Raw genomic sequence first — 14253 nt, 5'->3', positions numbered from 1 at the left:
ATGGCCACGGAGCCGGTCTTCATCGGGCGCCCCACGGACGCCGAGCTCTCCGACCAGCTCCTCTCGACCGCCTGGCGGCCGTGGAGAAGGCTCGGGAAAATCGGTTTCCTCGTCGCCATCATCGGCACGTTGTTTCTGTTCACCGGGATCACGCTCACCGTGATGTACGGCATCGGGATGTGGGGAAACAACATCCCGGTCGCCTGGGGGTTCGGCATCATCAACTTCGTCTGGTGGGTCGGTATTGGCCACGCGGGCACGTTCATCTCGGCCGTGCTCCTGCTCTTCGAGCAGAAATGGCGTACGAGCATCAACCGCTTCGCCGAGGCGATGACGCTCTTCGCCATTCTCCAGGCCGCCATGTTCCCGGTCCTCCACCTCGGGCGACCGTGGTTCGCCTACTGGATCTTCCCGTACCCATCCACCATGGGCGTCTGGCCGCAATTCAAGAGCGCGCTCCCCTGGGACGCCGCGGCCATCTCGACCTATTTCACGGTCTCGCTCGTCTTCTGGTACACGGGCCTCATCCCGGACCTCGCGGCCATGCGTGATCGCGCGCCGACCCGGGCGAAGCGATTCATTTACGGCATCTTCGCGCTCGGGTTCACCGGCGCGTCGAGCTCCTACCGCCATTATCGCGTCGTCTATGGCCTGCTCGCGGGTCTCTCGACCCCGCTCGTGCTCTCCGTGCACTCGATCGTGAGCTCGGACTTCGCTATCACGCTCGTGCCCGGCTGGCACTCCACCATCTTCCCGCCGTTCTTCGTCGCCGGCGCGATCTTTTCGGGGTTCGCCATGGTGCTCACCCTGGTGATCCCGGTGCGCAGCCTGTTCCGGCTGGAGAACGTCATCACGAAGAGGCACCTCGACAACCTCGCCAAGATGGTCCTCGTGACGAGCTGGGTCGTCACGTATTCGTACATCCTCGAATTCTTCATGGCGTGGTACAGCGGCGACGAATACGAGATCTACCAGTTCTTCGAGGCGCGCCCCTTCGGGCCCTGGGCCTGGATCTTCTGGATGATGATGATCTGCAATTCGGTCATCCCGCAGGTCTTCTGGTCGAAGAAGGCGCGGAATAGCCTCGCCGTGCTCTGGACCGTCTCGCTCCTCGTCAACGTCGGCATGTGGGCCGAGCGCTTCGTGATCATCGTCATGGGCCTGCAGCGCGATTACCTGCCCTCGGCCTGGGACGTGTTCGTTCCGACATACGTCGATTGGATGATCTACCTCGGCACGATGGGATTCTTCCTGCTGCTCTTCCTGCTCTTCTTGCGGTTCGTCCCGTTCGTTTCGCTCGCCGAGGTGAAAGAGCTCAAGCACGAGCTCTCGCACGAGGAGGAACATTAAAATGCGGAGGACGCAGCAAAGCGGGATCGTCGGCGCGTTCGACACGCCCGAGCAGATCATCCGGGCGGCCCACGAGCTCCGCAAATCCGGGTACCGCAGGCTCGAAGGGTACACGCCGTACCCCCTCCTCGAGCTCGAACGGGCCATCGGCCGCGGGCGCTCTCGCATCGGATTCGTGGTGTTCCCGTTCGCCATCGCGGCGGCCGCGGTCGCCTACCTCGTGCAATGGTGGACGGACGGTGTCGATTACCCCCTGAATGCCGGCGGCAGGCCCGCCCACGCGCCGCCCGCGTTCGTCCCGGCCACGTTCGAGATGGCCGTGCTCTTCTCGGCGCTTTCGGCCTGTGTCATCCTCGCCCTCTGGTCCGGCCTGCCATCCCTGTGGCAGCCGATCTTCGAGGTGCCGGGCTTCGATCGCGCCAGCATCGACAAGTTTTTCCTGGCCGTCTCCGACCTCGATCCCGCCTTCGATCGCGAGGCGACCGCGCGCAAGCTCAGGGAGCTCGGCGCGAGCCGCGTCGAGCCGCTCGGGGCGCATCCGGCGACCGACGCCGAGCTCGACGAACGGCTCGAGCGAATGGAGGGAGAGGAGTCGTGAAGACCATCGCCGCCCTTCCGCTCGTCCTCGCCGTGTGCCCGCTCCTCGCGAGCTGCAACAGTTCGGGCACCGAGCGTGATTTCGAGCGCATGGTGAACCAGGCGCATTTCGAGTATTACGAGGAGGCACCGTTCTTCGACGATCGCCGCGTCATGCGCGAGCCTCCCGAGGGCACCGTCCCGCGCGAGCGGTTTCTCGGCCCGCCCGAGGTGATCAGCGGAATGGTAGACGGGAAGTTCGTCGAGGCCATTCCCATCCCACTCTCGCGGCCCATGCTGGATCACGGCCGGGAGCGCTACGAGGTCTTCTGCGCGGCCTGCCACGGCGTGGGCGGCGATGGCGTGAGTGTCGTCGCGGACAACATGGAGCTGCGCAAGCCTCCGAGCTTTGTCGAGGCGCCTGTCCTCGATTACCCCGTGGGGCGCGTCTACCAGGCCATTGCCCAGGGCTACGGGCTCATGCCCACCTATGGACAGGAGCTTGGCGTCGAGGAGCGCTGGTCCGTCGTCGCCTACGTGCGCGCGCTCCAGCTTCGTACGAAAGGCGTCGCCGTCGGCGTCTTGCCCGAGCCCGTCCGCGTGCGGATGCAGGAGGAGCTTCGATGAACACGGAACCCAGCATTTTCACCGGAGGAGGTCGGCTCATCCTCGGAGGCTTCCTCGCGTTCGTCGTCGGCGCGATCGCGCTCGTCGTGGGCGGCGTCGCCCACGGCCGGGACGCATTCTACGCCTACCTCTCGGCCTATGCGTGGCTCGTCTCCCTGCTCGTCGGCGGACTCATCTTCCTGATGATCGTCCACGCGATGGACGCGAAATGGCCCGTCGCTCTCCGCCGCGTCATCGAGGGCGTCACGGGCGTCCTGCCGCTCGCCGTGATCGGATTCATTCCGATCGCCGTCGGCATCACCACGATTTATCCCTGGACGTCGCCGTCCACGATCCACGAACACGAAGTCCAGCATCTCGTCGAGCACAAGCTGCCGTACCTGAACACGTCCTCGTTCTTCGTCCGCGCGTTCCTGTATTTCGGCGTTTGGCTCGGCATCTCGTATTTCCTCCGCCGCTGGTCGCTGCGCGGGGATTGGGCCCCGGCGGCCACGGACAAACCGCGGTTCCGCGCCCTCTCGGCGCTCGGGCTGCCTCCGGTCGCGCTCGCGTTCACGTTCGCGGGCGTCGATTGGCTCATGTCCCTCACTCCTGCCTGGTATTCGACCATGTTCGGGGTGTACTGGTTCGCCGGCGGTTTCCTGGGCGCGCTCGCGCTCCTCGTGCTCGCGACCTATGGCCTGCAGCGCGCGGGCATGCTCACCCGGGTGGGCAGCTCCCATTATTACGCGCTCGGCCGGCTCCTGCTCGCGTTCACGATCTTCTGGGCGTACATCGCGTACTTCCAGTTCTTCTTGATCTGGATCACGAACAAGCCCCACGAGGCGTCGTTTTATGCGCCCCGCATGAGGGAGTTCGCCCCGCTCAGCATCCTCGTCGCGGCCGGCCGTTTCGTCATTCCGTTCTTCGCGCTGCTCCCGTATCGGGTCAAGCAGCAGCCGAGCACGCTCGCGCCGATCGCGCTCTGGATCCTCTTCATGCACTGGGTCGACATGGAATGGCTCGTCATGCCCTCCGTGCGCGCCGAGGGGCCCATCGTGCACTGGCTCGACGTCGCCGCGCTCGTCTGCGTCGGCGGGGCCGCGCTCGCGTTCGGCACGTTCCGCCTGCGTGGTCGCCCGATTGTCCCGAAAAACGACACCTCGCTCGAGGCCGCATTCCGGTACGGGAGCCTTTGACCATGAGCCATCCCGAGCACGAAAAGCGTCACGGAATCGTCAGGCAGGAGGAGGACGTCCTCCCGCCGCGCCTGATCATGTACGCTGTCCTGGGTTCCATTGCGTTCGCCCTCGTGCTCACGGGGGTCTCCTACGTGCTTCAACGGTACCGCGAGGCCGAGCTCCGGCCCTCGGGGGTCTATCCCGAGGAGCACCTCGGCCCCATCAAGGAGCGCTCGAACGTCCACGAGGAGCTGTTTTCGAACCTCGGGCGAGGGCAGATCGTCCACCTCACGAAACGTCAATCGATCGAGCGATTCGAATGGGTGGGCGAGGATCGCAGCAAGGTGCAAGTCCCGATTGACGTGGCCATGGACCTCGTCGTGAGCGGCGCGGGTCGGTAGCGGCATCGAAGGAGCGCCGCGCCCTCTGGGGGCGTGGGCGTTAGGGGGAGCTCTTGGTGAGACGATTCGGCTGGGCCATGGCCCTCTCCATGATGCTCGCGGGCGCGCCGGTCGCCGCCGCGGAGGAGACGCGCGCGCTCCCCATGGCGGCAAGGCAGGCGGACGTCGACGAGCGCCTCGGCGGCTACGTTCCGCGCGATATCGTCCTGCGCGGCGAGCGCGGGGAAGAGGTGAAGACGGGCGAGCTCCTCGCGGGCGATGTCCCCGTGCTCCTCGTGCTCGCTTATTACCGCTGCCCGATGCTCTGCCCGCTTTTGCTCACGGGCGTTTCGAAGGGCCTCGCGGAGGCGGGGTATACGCCCGGCGAGGATTATCGGCTCGTCACGGTCAGCATCGATCCGGAGGATACGCCGACCGATGCCGCGAAGCGCAGGGATGCGCTCGCCGAGAAGCTCGGCGCGAAGCCGGAAAGCCTGCGGTTCCTCGTGGGGACGGCCGAGGCGTCGCGCGCCGTGGCGGACGCCGTGGGCTTCCGTTATGGCTATGATTCCTCGACCGAGCAATATGCGCACCCGGCGGTCGTCACGGTGCTCGCGCCGGGCGGGCGCATCTCGCGGTACCTCTACGGGCTCGAGCCCTCCGCGTGGGATTTGCGGCTCGCCCTCGTCGAGGCTGCGGCGGGCAAGGTCGGCACGATCGTCGATCGCGTGCTCGTCACCTGTTATCGCTACGACCCGGCGACGCGAAGGTACGGGCCGTACATCACCGGGTTTCTCCGCATTGGATCGCTCCTGATTCTGTGCACGGTCGGAACGACCCTGGGCATGTTGTGGCGCCGGGATCGGCGCCGGGGACGAGGGGGTGAACCCCGATGAACGAGCTGCTCCGTACGATCCTGTTTTTGCCGCGGCAGGCGTCCACCATTGCCGAGGAGATCGACAAGCTCCATTATTTCGTCATCATCATGACGATGGGGGGCGCCTTGCTGGTGACCCTCATCGGCGGGTGGTTCTTGTTCCGCTATCGCCGCACGGCCGTCCAGAAGCACCCGTCGCGCCGCGTGCCCGAGGCGACGCCGGCCATCTGGCTCGAAGCCGTGGTCGTGGTCGGCCTCTTCGGCATGTTCATCGTGTGGTGGGTGATCGGATTCTGGCAATTCATGACCATCCGCGTCCCGCCGGAGAACGCGCTCGAGATCTACGTCACGGGCAAACAATGGATGTGGAAATTCGCGTATCCAGAGGGCGCGAACTCCATCTCGACGCTGTACGTCCCCGCCGGGCGGCCCGTGAAGCTGATCCTCACCTCCCGTGACGTCATTCACAGCTTCTTCGTGCCGGATTTCCGGCTGAAGCAGGACGTGCTCCCGGGGCGACTCACCACGCTCTGGTTCGAGGCGAAGGAGCCGGGCCGGTACGACATCCTGTGCACGGAGTATTGCGGCGTCAGCCACTCGACCATGCGCGGCGAGGTCATCGCGCTCCCGCCCGAGGAATACGAGCGCTGGCTGCAAGGCAAATCGCCGGAGCCGGCCGTGGCGGGCCCGGTCGACCTGCGCCCGTCCTCCGTCACGGAATACGCGCCGCCGGAGCCCCTGAGCATGGTTGAACAGGGAAAACGGGCCGCGGCCGAGCTCGGCTGTTTTCGCTGCCATACCATCGACGGCACGCCGCACCTCGGTCCGACCTGGGCGGGCCTCTACGGCACCACGGTCCCGCTCGAAGGCGGCGGCAGCGCGAAGGTCGACGAGGCGTATATCACCGAGTCGATGATGGATCCGTTCGTGCACGTTCACGCGGGGTATCAGCGCATCATGCCGAGTTTCCTTGGCCAGATTCGCCCGGCCCAGGCGGGCGCCATCATCGAGCTCATGAAGAGCCTGCGTGACGTGCGCCCGAAGCCAGGCGCGACGCCCTGGGGCACGGTCACCGTTCCGGAGACGCAGGAGGGGGTGCAATGAGCCAAGCGACCATCGACGCCGATGAAAGGCCGGAATCGCTCGGCGTCGGCGCGGACCATCCGGATTATCTGCGCGCGGACAGCGGCCTGCGCTCGTGGCTCCTCACGAAGGACCACAAACGCATTGCCCTGATGTTCTACGTGGGCGTGATCCTCTTTTTGGGGCTCGGCGGCGTCTTTGCCCTCGTGCTCCGCACGGAACTGCTCACGCCCGAGCAGACCTTCATCGACGCGAATACGTACAACCAGATGTTCACGCTCCATGGCATCACCATGGTCTGGTTGTTCATGATCCCGGCCATTCCGACGGTCTTCGGCAACTTCGTCCTGCCGATCATGCTCGGGGCCAAGGATCTCGCGTTCCCGCGCATCAACCTCGCGAGCTTCTACGTCTACGTCCTCAGCGCGATCATCCTGCTCGGGGCCATGCTCGCGGGCGGCGCGGACACCGGCTGGACGTTTTACGTGCCGTACAGCACGACGTCGCCGACGGCCGTCACCTGGATGGGGATCGGCATTTTCGTGAACGGCATCTCGTCGATCATGACGTCGGTCAATTTCATCGTCACGACGCACACGTTGCGCGCGAAGGGCCTGAGCTGGCACCGGATGCCACTTTTCGTGTGGGCCTCGTATGCGACGAGCATCATCATCCTGTTCGCGACGCCCGTGCTCGGGATGTCGCTCATCCTGATCGCGCTCGATCACGCGTTCGGCCTCACGCTCTTCAATCCTCGGTACGGCGGCGACCCGGTGCTCTTCCAGCACCTCTTCTGGTTCTATTCGCACCCGGCCGTGTACATCATGATCCTCCCCGCGTTCGGGGTGATCAGCGAGGTCGTCTGCTCGTTCTCGCACAACCAGCCGGCGAGCTACCGGGCCATCGCATACTCGTCGCTCGGCATCGCGTTCATCGGCTTCTTCACCTGGGGCCACCACATGTTCGTGGCGGGCCTCAGCGAGTTCGACGCGGGCGTCTTCGGCGCGCTCTCGATGTTCGTCGGGATCTTCTCGGCGATCAAGGTGTTCACCTGGGTCGCGACGCTGCGCGGGGGTGCGATCAGCTTCGCCACGCCGATGCTGTATTTCCTGTGGTTCCTCTTCCTGTTCGTCTTCGGCGGGATGACGGGCGTGGCCGTGGCGACGCAATCGCTCGACGTGCACTGGCACGACACGTATTTCGTCGTCGCCCACTTCCACTTCATCATGGTCGGCGGGACGCTGACATCGTTCCTCGCCGGGGCGCATTACTGGTTCCCCAAGATGTTCGGCAGGCTCTACGACGAGCGCGTCGGCCTCTTGACCTCGGTCGCCGTGTTCATCGGGTTCGTGTTCACGTTCTTGCCCCAGTTCCTCCTCGGTAACGGCGGCATGCCGCGGCGGTATTTCACGTATCCCGAGCGATACCAGTGGCTCAACGTGCTCTCGACGGGCGGCGCCTGGCTGCTCGGGGCGGGGCTCATCCTCGCGCTCGGTAACCTCCTCGTCGCGCTGAAATGGGGCAAGCGCGCCGGGCCGAACCCCTGGGGATCGCGCAGCTTCGAGTGGATCACCGCGTCCCCGCCGTCGAAGCACAACTTCGAGGAGACGCCCGAGATCGAGCGTTCGGCCTACGAATACACGCTCTCCGAGGAGGTGGCCCGTGAGCGCGCAAAGGCTCGTTGAGCAATTCGAGACCCTCGAAAAGCAGGACCACGCCGCGCGGCTCGCGATGTGGATGTTCCTCGGCAGCGAGACGCTGCTCTTCGGGGCCCTCTTCGCGGCCTACGCGTATTACCGCGCGATGTACCCGGCCGGGTTCGTCCAGGCGCTCCACCACAACAGCGTGGCGCTCGGGACGACGAACACGGTCGTGCTCATCACGTCGAGCTTCACGGTGGCCCTGGGCGTCCATTTCATTCGGGAAAACAAGGCCCGCCTCGCCGCCGGGCTCCTCGCCCTGTCGACCGCGTTCGGCGCCGTCTTCCTCGTGGTCAAGGGCTTCGAATACGCCCACCACATTCACGAGAACGCGCTCCCCGCCGGGATGTACTCGTTCGTGGAGCAGCCGCCGGCCGGCGTGGTCCTCGGGTACACGCTCTACTGGTTCATGACGGCCCTGCACGGCCTGCACGTGATCGCCGGCATGATCATGCTCGCCGCGGTGGCCGTGCTCTGCTTGAAGGGGAGATACGGCACCCATCGCTACGTCGCCGTCGAGAATGTCGGCCTGTATTGGCACCTCGTCGACGTCGTCTGGATTTTCCTCTGGCCCCTCTTCTACCTCACGGATTGAGAGGCGACATGATCAGCGCGCACGTCACCACACCCAAGCTCATCGGCTCGTGGATCGCCCTGCTCGTGCTGACGTTCCTGTCGTTCGGGATCTCGCGCCTCGGCCTCGGCGAAGCGGAGCTCGTCATTGCGCTCGCGATCTCGGTCGCGAAGACGTTCGTCGTGCTGTTCATCTTCATGCACCTCGTCGAGCAGCGCTTCGCGAACAGGCTGATCGTCATTCTGACGTTCCTGTTCATCGCGCTGCTCGTCGCGCTCACGGCCGCCGATCCGTTGACCCGCAAGACGTTCCCGCCGCGGCCCGATCCTGCCGCGCACCCCTATCCGTGATTCGGAGAATTCACTCCTCGGTCCGCGTCCAACGCGGCGGCTCTCCGTCCGCGGGCAAACGCGGCAGGATCTCCTGCGGGTGGAACGCCGCCTTGTAACGTAAGGACGGGCAGCCCGCGACGCGATATCCGAGATAGACGTAAGGTTTGCCCTGCCTCTGGGCGATCTCCACGAGCGCGAGCACGTTGCCCACGCCGGGCGAGCGCCAGGCATAGGCGGGATCGTAAAAACAATACACCGCGCTCCAGGCGCGCGGCGTCTCGTCGCAGATGCCGATCGCCACGAGGCGCCCGCCGGCCTCGTCGTCGTAATACGCGACCTCGCGCGCGGACGGGTGCGGGAACGCGAATTGATAGAAATAATCGCGCGAGGTCAGCTTTCCCGGCGTCCATTCCCGCGCGCGCTCCCGGTCGGCGTGCCAGGTGTGATAGAGGGCGATCCGATCCGCGTCGACGCGCGGCGGCCCGACCACGATACGAAACTCCGCGCCGCGATTGCGCGCGCGGCGCTGGCTGCGGCTCGGCTTGAACTCGCTCGCGAGGATACGCGTCGGGACGCACGCGGCGCAGGACGGGCACACGGGGCGGAAGTAATCGGGACCGAAGCGGCGGACGCCTCGCTCGAGCAGGGTGTCGAGCTCTTCGGGATCGACGTCGAGCAGGATGTGATGTTCGAGCGATGCGCGCTCGTTCGGGATGTACGAGCAGGCGCGCGGGGGTTCGACGATGTGCTGAATCAGGCGGGCCATGGACGCGATCGGGCTCGGCAGCAGTGTCGCACGGACGGATAGCGCTTCACCAGAGCCCGGTCACGCGAGGCTGTCCGGCTGCTTTATTTGGTGCATTTTTCGTCGGGCACGTCCTTGCGCCGCGACCAGCCGCGGCCGCTCGCGGAGGGCCCGGCAGGCCGGTATTTCGCGTTGATGCGGTCGTCGCCCCGCTGCACGACGATCGTCACCGGCACGTCGCTCCGCCCCGCCGAGGTCAAGCCTTCGACGAGCTCGTCGCCCTCGCGCAAGCCCGCCTTCGCCGCAGGTCCGTCCGGACGAACCCCCACGAGTACGGGCGGGATTTTCGCGCGCGTCGCGGCCTCGTCGAAGCCGAGGTCGTACCGCTCGTAGCGCCGCGTTTCCCTGCGGAAACAAGGGCCGAGCGCGTTGTCGGGCAGATCGAGCTTGCCCCCGCGCTCGATCGCCTCGGCGAAGACCTCGACCTCGGCCGGGCTGATCTCGGCCGTGAGGGCAGAGGTCCACGCCGAGACGGGCAGCGGGCCGCGTCGCTCCTTGGCCTTCGCGTAGAGCGCGCGCAGGACCTCCTGGAGGCTCTTCTGGCCGCCGCTCTTCGCTCGGATCGCAGCGTCGACATGCAGCGCGTAAAGCGCCCCGCGCGCGACGAGCAGCGGCACGACGCCGGGCTCGCGGAAGCTCTTCGCGAGCGCCGCGTTCCCCTCTTTGCTGCGTGGCGACGTCGCGATCACGGACTCGAGCCCGTTCACCTCGTCGGCCACTTCGAGCGGCGTCACGAGGCCGAACCGAAAGAGCATGTCCCGCGCGAGGTGTCGCACGACGCCTTCGGCGAACCACGCGCCCTCGGCTTGACGCGCCGGATCTTCGGGCCCGATCCAGAGCCGCTCGCCGACCCACGCGCGGAGCATCTCCACCGAGGTCGCGATGCGCAGCGGCCCCGACCAGGGTTCGCCCACGGCGACGTGCAAGAGCACGCTGCGCGTGCGTCGCGCCGCGACGAACCTGCCGACGGGGCCGGGCTCGGGCACGATGAGGAACGTTTGCGGGATCGGGCTGCGCTCGCCGAAGAGCTCACCTGCGGCGGTGCGGAACGCGGCGGTGTCCGCGGAGACGGGGCGCGGATCGAAGGCGGTGTAGCCGAACCACGCGGCCTCGTCGTGCCCTTCGAGCGTGTCGAAGACAGCCGTGCCCATGCGGCCCGTGACCATCACCGCGCCGCGCAGCTCGTCCGCGGTCGTGTTCACCTCGCGCGACGCGCCGATGCCGAAGCTCGTCGCCGCGCCGCTCACGGAGGCGCCGCTCTCCAGCGTACCGTAGGGGCTCAAATCGATTTCGAGCTTCACGGCGAGGCGCAGATCGCGCGCGGCGTCGGGCAGGAGGAGCGCGTCGCCGGTGACCTCGAGGCGGTCGGGATCCGAGAGCAGGAAAGGCAGTTTTCCCGGCGTCACGCGCGACTCGACGGTGTACACGAGGCGAAGCTCGCCCTCGGGGGCGCGCGCGAGCTCGATCGCGACGTGATCCGGGTGCGGAGCCGGGCGCGCGTCGATCGTCCCGCGCGCGTCGCGCGCCTCCTTCATTCGAAAGGCCTTCGGATCGGGCGTGCGTATCGAGAACGTGCGGCCGGGGAACGCGCCGGCGCCGCGGAACGCGAGCGTCACGTCGATCGCGGCCGCCGCGGGGACGGGACGGATCGTGACGTCGAGGCCGGGTCCTTCGCGCGTCGGAGAAGCCGCGGGAGACGCGGGGACGGGTTTGGCGCCGGAGGTTTTCACGCGCTCGTTCGTGGGCTCGGGGCAGCGGGAAGGCGCGTTCGGGGGAGGCGTCGTGCAAGCGGCGGCGGCGAGGGCGAGCGCGAGGACGAACGAGCGAGAGCGCATACGGGAAAGCGAGAATACGGGTTATCCCCGGGGTTGACGAGGGCCAGCCGGGGCGGCGCATGGCCTGGGCTTTTGCCCGGCGTGGAGCTGTGCGATAGTCGTCTCGCGCATGGCCCAGACGAAAACGGACGTACTCCCCCTCGGCGCGGCTGTCGTGATGCTCCTCCTGCCGCAGCGGCCGCCGCTCTTGCTCGTGGATCGGATCGAGGGGTATTCACGCGCGCCCCGCCCCACGCTGCATGCGTCGCGCGCGGTGAGCGTGAACGAGCCGTTTTTCTCGGCCGAGCTCCCGACGCCGCCCATGCTGCCGCGGGCGCTCGCGCTCGAGGGCATCGTGCAGGCGGCGAACATGCTGCAGATCTTCGTGGCCGTGCAGCGCGAGCTCGAAGCAATCGGCCGGAACGCATCCGAGCTCGTGTCGGCGCTGCGCAACGCGGACGTCGGATACCGCCTCGAAACCGGCTTCACGCCGGGCCTCGGCGAGGACATCCTGGCCGCGATCACGATGGCGGGCCCCATGCGCACGGGCGCGATCGGCGCGAGCCAGCTCCGCTTCTTGCGCAACGTCTTTCCGGGCGACGTGCTGAGCTACGAGATCCGGCTCATCCGCGAGGGCGCGGACGTGCAGCATTTCGAGGCCGATGTCGAGGTGCGCGGGCAGACGGTGGCGCAGGGGATGCTTTCGTTATCGAAGGTCGAGGGGATCCTGCGGTGACGAGGGCGACGCGTCGGGCGTGATCGCCGGGGTCTCGATCGCGTACGCGCACTGATCGTTCAGCGATTGCTCCCACGCGGAGAGGTACGCGCCCTCCGTGTACGTGCGGCACTGCTGTCCCTCCGGATCGGCGTAGCTCTGCGTGACCTCGCCGAAGCGCGACTCGCAGCAGGATTCGAATGCCGCGCCGCAAAGCGACGGCGGCTTGCGGGGCAGGTAGTCGGTCACGCCCAGGCCATCCAGGGCGATGGAGAGATGGCAATAGAGCTCAGCGCCGATCTCGCCGACGATCTTCCCCTCGCTGCAACAATAGGCGCTGCACCGGCCCCAGACGCCATGCAGCGCCTCGTAAATGCCCTGGACCGTCCCGGCGTATTCGCAGATCGCGCGGGGGTTGTTCCGTAGCCCGCGCGGCGATCGGCGCGCTTTCCTCATCATGCGTTCCGCGACGCGGTCGAGGCGCTCGCAGACATGGGCGTGCTCGACCTCCTCCCGCGCGATGGCGCGCCCGGGGCCGCGGCCCGCCTCGAAGCCCGCCTTCTCCGCGGAGCCCCGGCATTTCCGAGGGACGAAGGGGGGCTCCGCCCAGGCCTCCGGCGCGTGTCCGAGGCCAACGATCGACGATGCGAGCATGGCTGCAAGGATCTTCATGGGAGGTTTTTCCGTAGTTCGAGGAGGATCGCCGGACGTGGGCGAAGCCCGGGGTGGCTATTCGCCGGTGCAGGCCAGCGAGCGGAACCTGTCCGGTGGATTCGTGCTCATCAGTTCGCCGCAGGTATTTCGCGCCGACTGGTCGAACTGGCGGCGACACTGCATCCGGGCGGCCGCGCCGCAGACGCGGCGGGGACCCGAGGAGAACTGCTCCACCGGAATCGAGAGGCCCCCGAGCGCGCAGTACGTATGGGCCGCATAATCGCCCACGGCCCAGTCCTGCTGCAGGACGCAGGTGCGGCAGGAGCTGTCGATCGCCGCGATCGCGTCGTAGTAGCCGTCGTGCATGCCGCTCATGCGGCAGGCGACCATCATGCTCGTGGTCGGGACCGCTGCCTCCGCGAAGGTGCTACGCACGATTTCGCGGAAATCCCGGAGCTTGCTGCAGCGATTGATCCGGCTCCAGGCGCGCTGCAGGAGGCTCTGGCCGTTCTGGTACCCGACCTCGTACATGCGCTGCAACGTGTCGGTGTCGCAGGCCGGGGGCGGCGCCGCAAAGGCAGGACGCGCGCCCGTCGCGACCAGAGAAAGCATTGCGACACCGAAAAACATACCGAATTGTCCGCGCTTCTTCATTTCGTCCTCCCCTCACAGACACAGAACCTCGACAAGGGGCTCGCCCTGCAATCTCGGCGCCGTCCCAGGCTGCGCGAGACCCTCGCGCAGCCTGGGCTTCCGTGCTCCGGGCGTGCCTTTCGCTTCCCGTTCCGCTACTCCGCGGGCGTGTAAAGCGCGATGTTCATCCGGCTCCAGAGCTCCGCCAGCCGGATCTCCGGGCTATCCGCGGGCGCGAGGGCCCCGATGCTGATCGGAGGCGGCGCGTAGCAGGCGTTGTTCATCTCGGTCCTGTACGAAGCCTCGAACATCCCTCGCGTGTACGGGCCGCAGCCCGGGTAGCTCTGAGCAGTGGCGAAGAACGTCGTCTCGCACGTGAGCCTCATGTTGATCCCGCAGATCCCGAGGGGCCCTTGAATGAATTGAGGCGCGGGGGCGATGCCGCCGAGAGCGATGGAAATCAAGCAATAAAGTCTCGCCATGACGTCGCCGATCTGCTCGCCGGTCTGGATACACTGGTTCGTGCACGTGTTGTCGATATCCAGGAGCTTCTGGAAGATGCCGTCGCCGGTTCCGCCGATGCGGCAGGCGGCGAGCCTCCCCGAGCCCGGGGCCACACTGAGCAGATCCAGTGCATCCTCGATCAGGTTGTAGAAGGACTCGAGCGCGAAGCAATCGTTCACCTGCGCCCAGGCCCGCGCCGTGAGGCTACGGCCATTGGCGACCCCCACGTCGTACATCGTCGCCGCAGAGCCCGAGTTGCAGCCGGGAGGCCGGGCGAAGGCCGCGGCGGAGCCCAGCGTCAGGCCGATTCCCACCATTGCACCCAGCATTCCTGAACGGCACTTCATTGCACACCCCCCCTGCTCGCCCTGCGAGCGCTTCGGTCCCCCATCACGAGGCTCTACTGTTTCGCCATCCACTCCAGGGTCTTTTCGGCAGACGACGACCCAGCGACCTCTCGCATGCACTT

General features: G+C 66.8%; 16 protein-coding genes. 11 read left to right on the top strand and 5 right to left on the bottom strand.

The features are described from left to right. The 10 genes from nrfD to KEG57_RS16515 are packed head-to-tail and all read left to right on the top strand — an operon-like array spanning position 1 to position 8677. Positions 1 to 1350 (top strand): NrfD/PsrC family molybdoenzyme membrane anchor subunit, encoded by a 1350-nt coding sequence (nrfD, locus tag KEG57_RS16560; protein WP_272418656.1) that lies wholly within the window; start codon positions 1 to 3, stop codon positions 1348 to 1350. A gap of 1 nt (position 1351) precedes the next feature. Continuing rightward, positions 1352 to 1948 (top strand): DUF3341 domain-containing protein, encoded by a 597-nt coding sequence (locus KEG57_RS16555; RefSeq protein WP_272418657.1) that lies wholly within the window; start codon positions 1352 to 1354, stop codon positions 1946 to 1948. Then, positions 1945 to 2553, top strand: a complete 609-nt coding sequence (locus tag KEG57_RS55595) for a c-type cytochrome (RefSeq protein ID WP_272418658.1) — start codon at positions 1945 to 1947, stop codon at positions 2551 to 2553. The genes KEG57_RS16555 and KEG57_RS55595 overlap by 4 nt, the downstream gene beginning before the upstream one ends. Further along, on the top strand, positions 2550 to 3731 hold the full coding sequence (locus tag KEG57_RS16545) for a hypothetical protein (protein WP_272418659.1): 1182 nt from the start codon (positions 2550 to 2552) through the stop codon (positions 3729 to 3731). Before KEG57_RS55595 ends, KEG57_RS16545 begins: the two co-directional genes overlap by 4 nt. A gap of 2 nt (positions 3732 to 3733) precedes the next feature. Further along, positions 3734 to 4114, top strand: coding sequence for a hypothetical protein (locus KEG57_RS16540; protein WP_272418660.1), 381 nt, complete (start codon positions 3734 to 3736; stop codon positions 4112 to 4114). 56 nt (positions 4115 to 4170) lie between these two features. Then, positions 4171 to 4989 (top strand): SCO family protein, encoded by an 819-nt coding sequence (locus KEG57_RS16535; protein ID WP_272418661.1) that lies wholly within the window; start codon positions 4171 to 4173, stop codon positions 4987 to 4989. After that, positions 4986 to 6074, top strand: coding sequence for a cytochrome c oxidase subunit II (coxB, locus tag KEG57_RS16530; RefSeq protein ID WP_272418662.1), 1089 nt, complete (start codon positions 4986 to 4988; stop codon positions 6072 to 6074). Before KEG57_RS16535 ends, coxB begins: the two co-directional genes overlap by 4 nt. Beyond that, on the top strand, positions 6071 to 7738 hold the full coding sequence (locus tag KEG57_RS16525; RefSeq protein WP_272418663.1) for a cytochrome c oxidase subunit I: 1668 nt from the start codon (positions 6071 to 6073) through the stop codon (positions 7736 to 7738). The genes coxB and KEG57_RS16525 overlap by 4 nt, the downstream gene beginning before the upstream one ends. Beyond that, positions 7716 to 8348 (top strand): cytochrome c oxidase subunit 3, encoded by a 633-nt coding sequence (locus tag KEG57_RS16520; protein WP_272418664.1) that lies wholly within the window; start codon positions 7716 to 7718, stop codon positions 8346 to 8348. The genes KEG57_RS16525 and KEG57_RS16520 overlap by 23 nt, the downstream gene beginning before the upstream one ends. An 8-nt stretch (positions 8349 to 8356) precedes the next feature. Continuing rightward, a complete protein-coding gene (locus KEG57_RS16515) occupies positions 8357 to 8677 on the top strand; it encodes a cytochrome C oxidase subunit IV family protein (protein ID WP_272418665.1) in 321 nt (106 codons plus the stop codon). A gap of 10 nt (positions 8678 to 8687) precedes the next feature. Here KEG57_RS16515 and KEG57_RS16510 read toward each other — a convergent pair whose 3' ends face one another. Next, a complete protein-coding gene (locus tag KEG57_RS16510; RefSeq protein WP_272418666.1) occupies positions 8688 to 9425 on the bottom strand; it encodes an arginyltransferase in 738 nt (245 codons plus the stop codon). An 83-nt stretch (positions 9426 to 9508) separates the two neighbouring features. Further along, entirely contained in the window at positions 9509 to 11299 is a 1791-nt protein-coding gene (locus tag KEG57_RS16505) for a M61 metallopeptidase family protein (RefSeq protein ID WP_272418667.1), read from the bottom strand. A gap of 109 nt (positions 11300 to 11408) precedes the next feature. On the opposite strand from KEG57_RS16505, the gene KEG57_RS16500 reads away from it, so the two are divergent. Next, positions 11409 to 12014, top strand: coding sequence for a hotdog family protein (locus KEG57_RS16500; protein ID WP_272418668.1), 606 nt, complete (start codon positions 11409 to 11411; stop codon positions 12012 to 12014). Here KEG57_RS16500 and KEG57_RS16495 read toward each other — a convergent pair. From KEG57_RS16495 to KEG57_RS16485, 3 genes are all read right to left on the bottom strand, one after another. Beyond that, a complete protein-coding gene (locus KEG57_RS16495) occupies positions 11985 to 12665 on the bottom strand; it encodes a hypothetical protein (protein ID WP_272418670.1) in 681 nt (226 codons plus the stop codon). The two genes, KEG57_RS16500 and KEG57_RS16495, sit on opposite strands and share 30 nt — an antisense overlap. A gap of 57 nt (positions 12666 to 12722) precedes the next feature. Then, positions 12723 to 13301 carry a hypothetical protein gene (locus KEG57_RS16490; RefSeq protein ID WP_272418671.1) on the bottom strand — a complete coding sequence of 193 codons (579 nt, stop codon included), beginning with the start codon at positions 13299 to 13301 and terminating at the stop codon, positions 12723 to 12725. A 134-nt stretch (positions 13302 to 13435) separates the two neighbouring features. Then, complete coding sequence (locus tag KEG57_RS16485) at positions 13436 to 14101, bottom strand: hypothetical protein (protein ID WP_272418672.1); 666 nt, start codon at positions 14099 to 14101, stop codon at positions 13436 to 13438. Positions 14102 to 14253 lie beyond the last annotated feature (152 nt).

Source organism: Polyangium jinanense (genome assembly GCF_028435365.1).
Note: the sequence above shows the minus strand (reverse complement) of the source record. Positions and strands in the feature narration are given on the sequence as shown.

Bases quoted from the DNA above. Each gene is read 5' to 3' on its own strand.
- nrfD (WP_272418656.1), top strand. From the start codon at position 1: ATGGCCACGGAGCCGGTCTTCATCGGGCGCCCCACGGACGCCGAGCTC.
- KEG57_RS16555 (WP_272418657.1), top strand. From the start codon at position 1,352: ATGCGGAGGACGCAGCAAAGCGGGATCGTCGGCGCGTTCGACACGCCC.
- KEG57_RS16545 (WP_272418659.1), top strand. From the start codon at position 2,550: ATGAACACGGAACCCAGCATTTTCACCGGAGGAGGTCGGCTCATCCTC.
- KEG57_RS16540 (WP_272418660.1), top strand. From the start codon at position 3,734: ATGAGCCATCCCGAGCACGAAAAGCGTCACGGAATCGTCAGGCAGGAG.
- coxB (WP_272418662.1), top strand. From the start codon at position 4,986: ATGAACGAGCTGCTCCGTACGATCCTGTTTTTGCCGCGGCAGGCGTCC.
- KEG57_RS16525 (WP_272418663.1), top strand. From the start codon at position 6,071: ATGAGCCAAGCGACCATCGACGCCGATGAAAGGCCGGAATCGCTCGGC.
- KEG57_RS16515 (WP_272418665.1), top strand. From the start codon at position 8,357: ATGATCAGCGCGCACGTCACCACACCCAAGCTCATCGGCTCGTGGATC.
- KEG57_RS16510 (WP_272418666.1), bottom strand. From the start codon at position 9,425: ATGGCCCGCCTGATTCAGCACATCGTCGAACCCCCGCGCGCCTGCTCG.
- KEG57_RS16505 (WP_272418667.1), bottom strand. From the start codon at position 11,299: ATGCGCTCTCGCTCGTTCGTCCTCGCGCTCGCCCTCGCCGCCGCCGCT.
- KEG57_RS16500 (WP_272418668.1), top strand. From the start codon at position 11,409: ATGGCCCAGACGAAAACGGACGTACTCCCCCTCGGCGCGGCTGTCGTG.
- KEG57_RS16495 (WP_272418670.1), bottom strand. From the start codon at position 12,665: ATGAAGATCCTTGCAGCCATGCTCGCATCGTCGATCGTTGGCCTCGGA.
- KEG57_RS16490 (WP_272418671.1), bottom strand. From the start codon at position 13,301: ATGAAGAAGCGCGGACAATTCGGTATGTTTTTCGGTGTCGCAATGCTT.
- KEG57_RS16485 (WP_272418672.1), bottom strand. From the start codon at position 14,101: ATGGTGGGAATCGGCCTGACGCTGGGCTCCGCCGCGGCCTTCGCCCGG.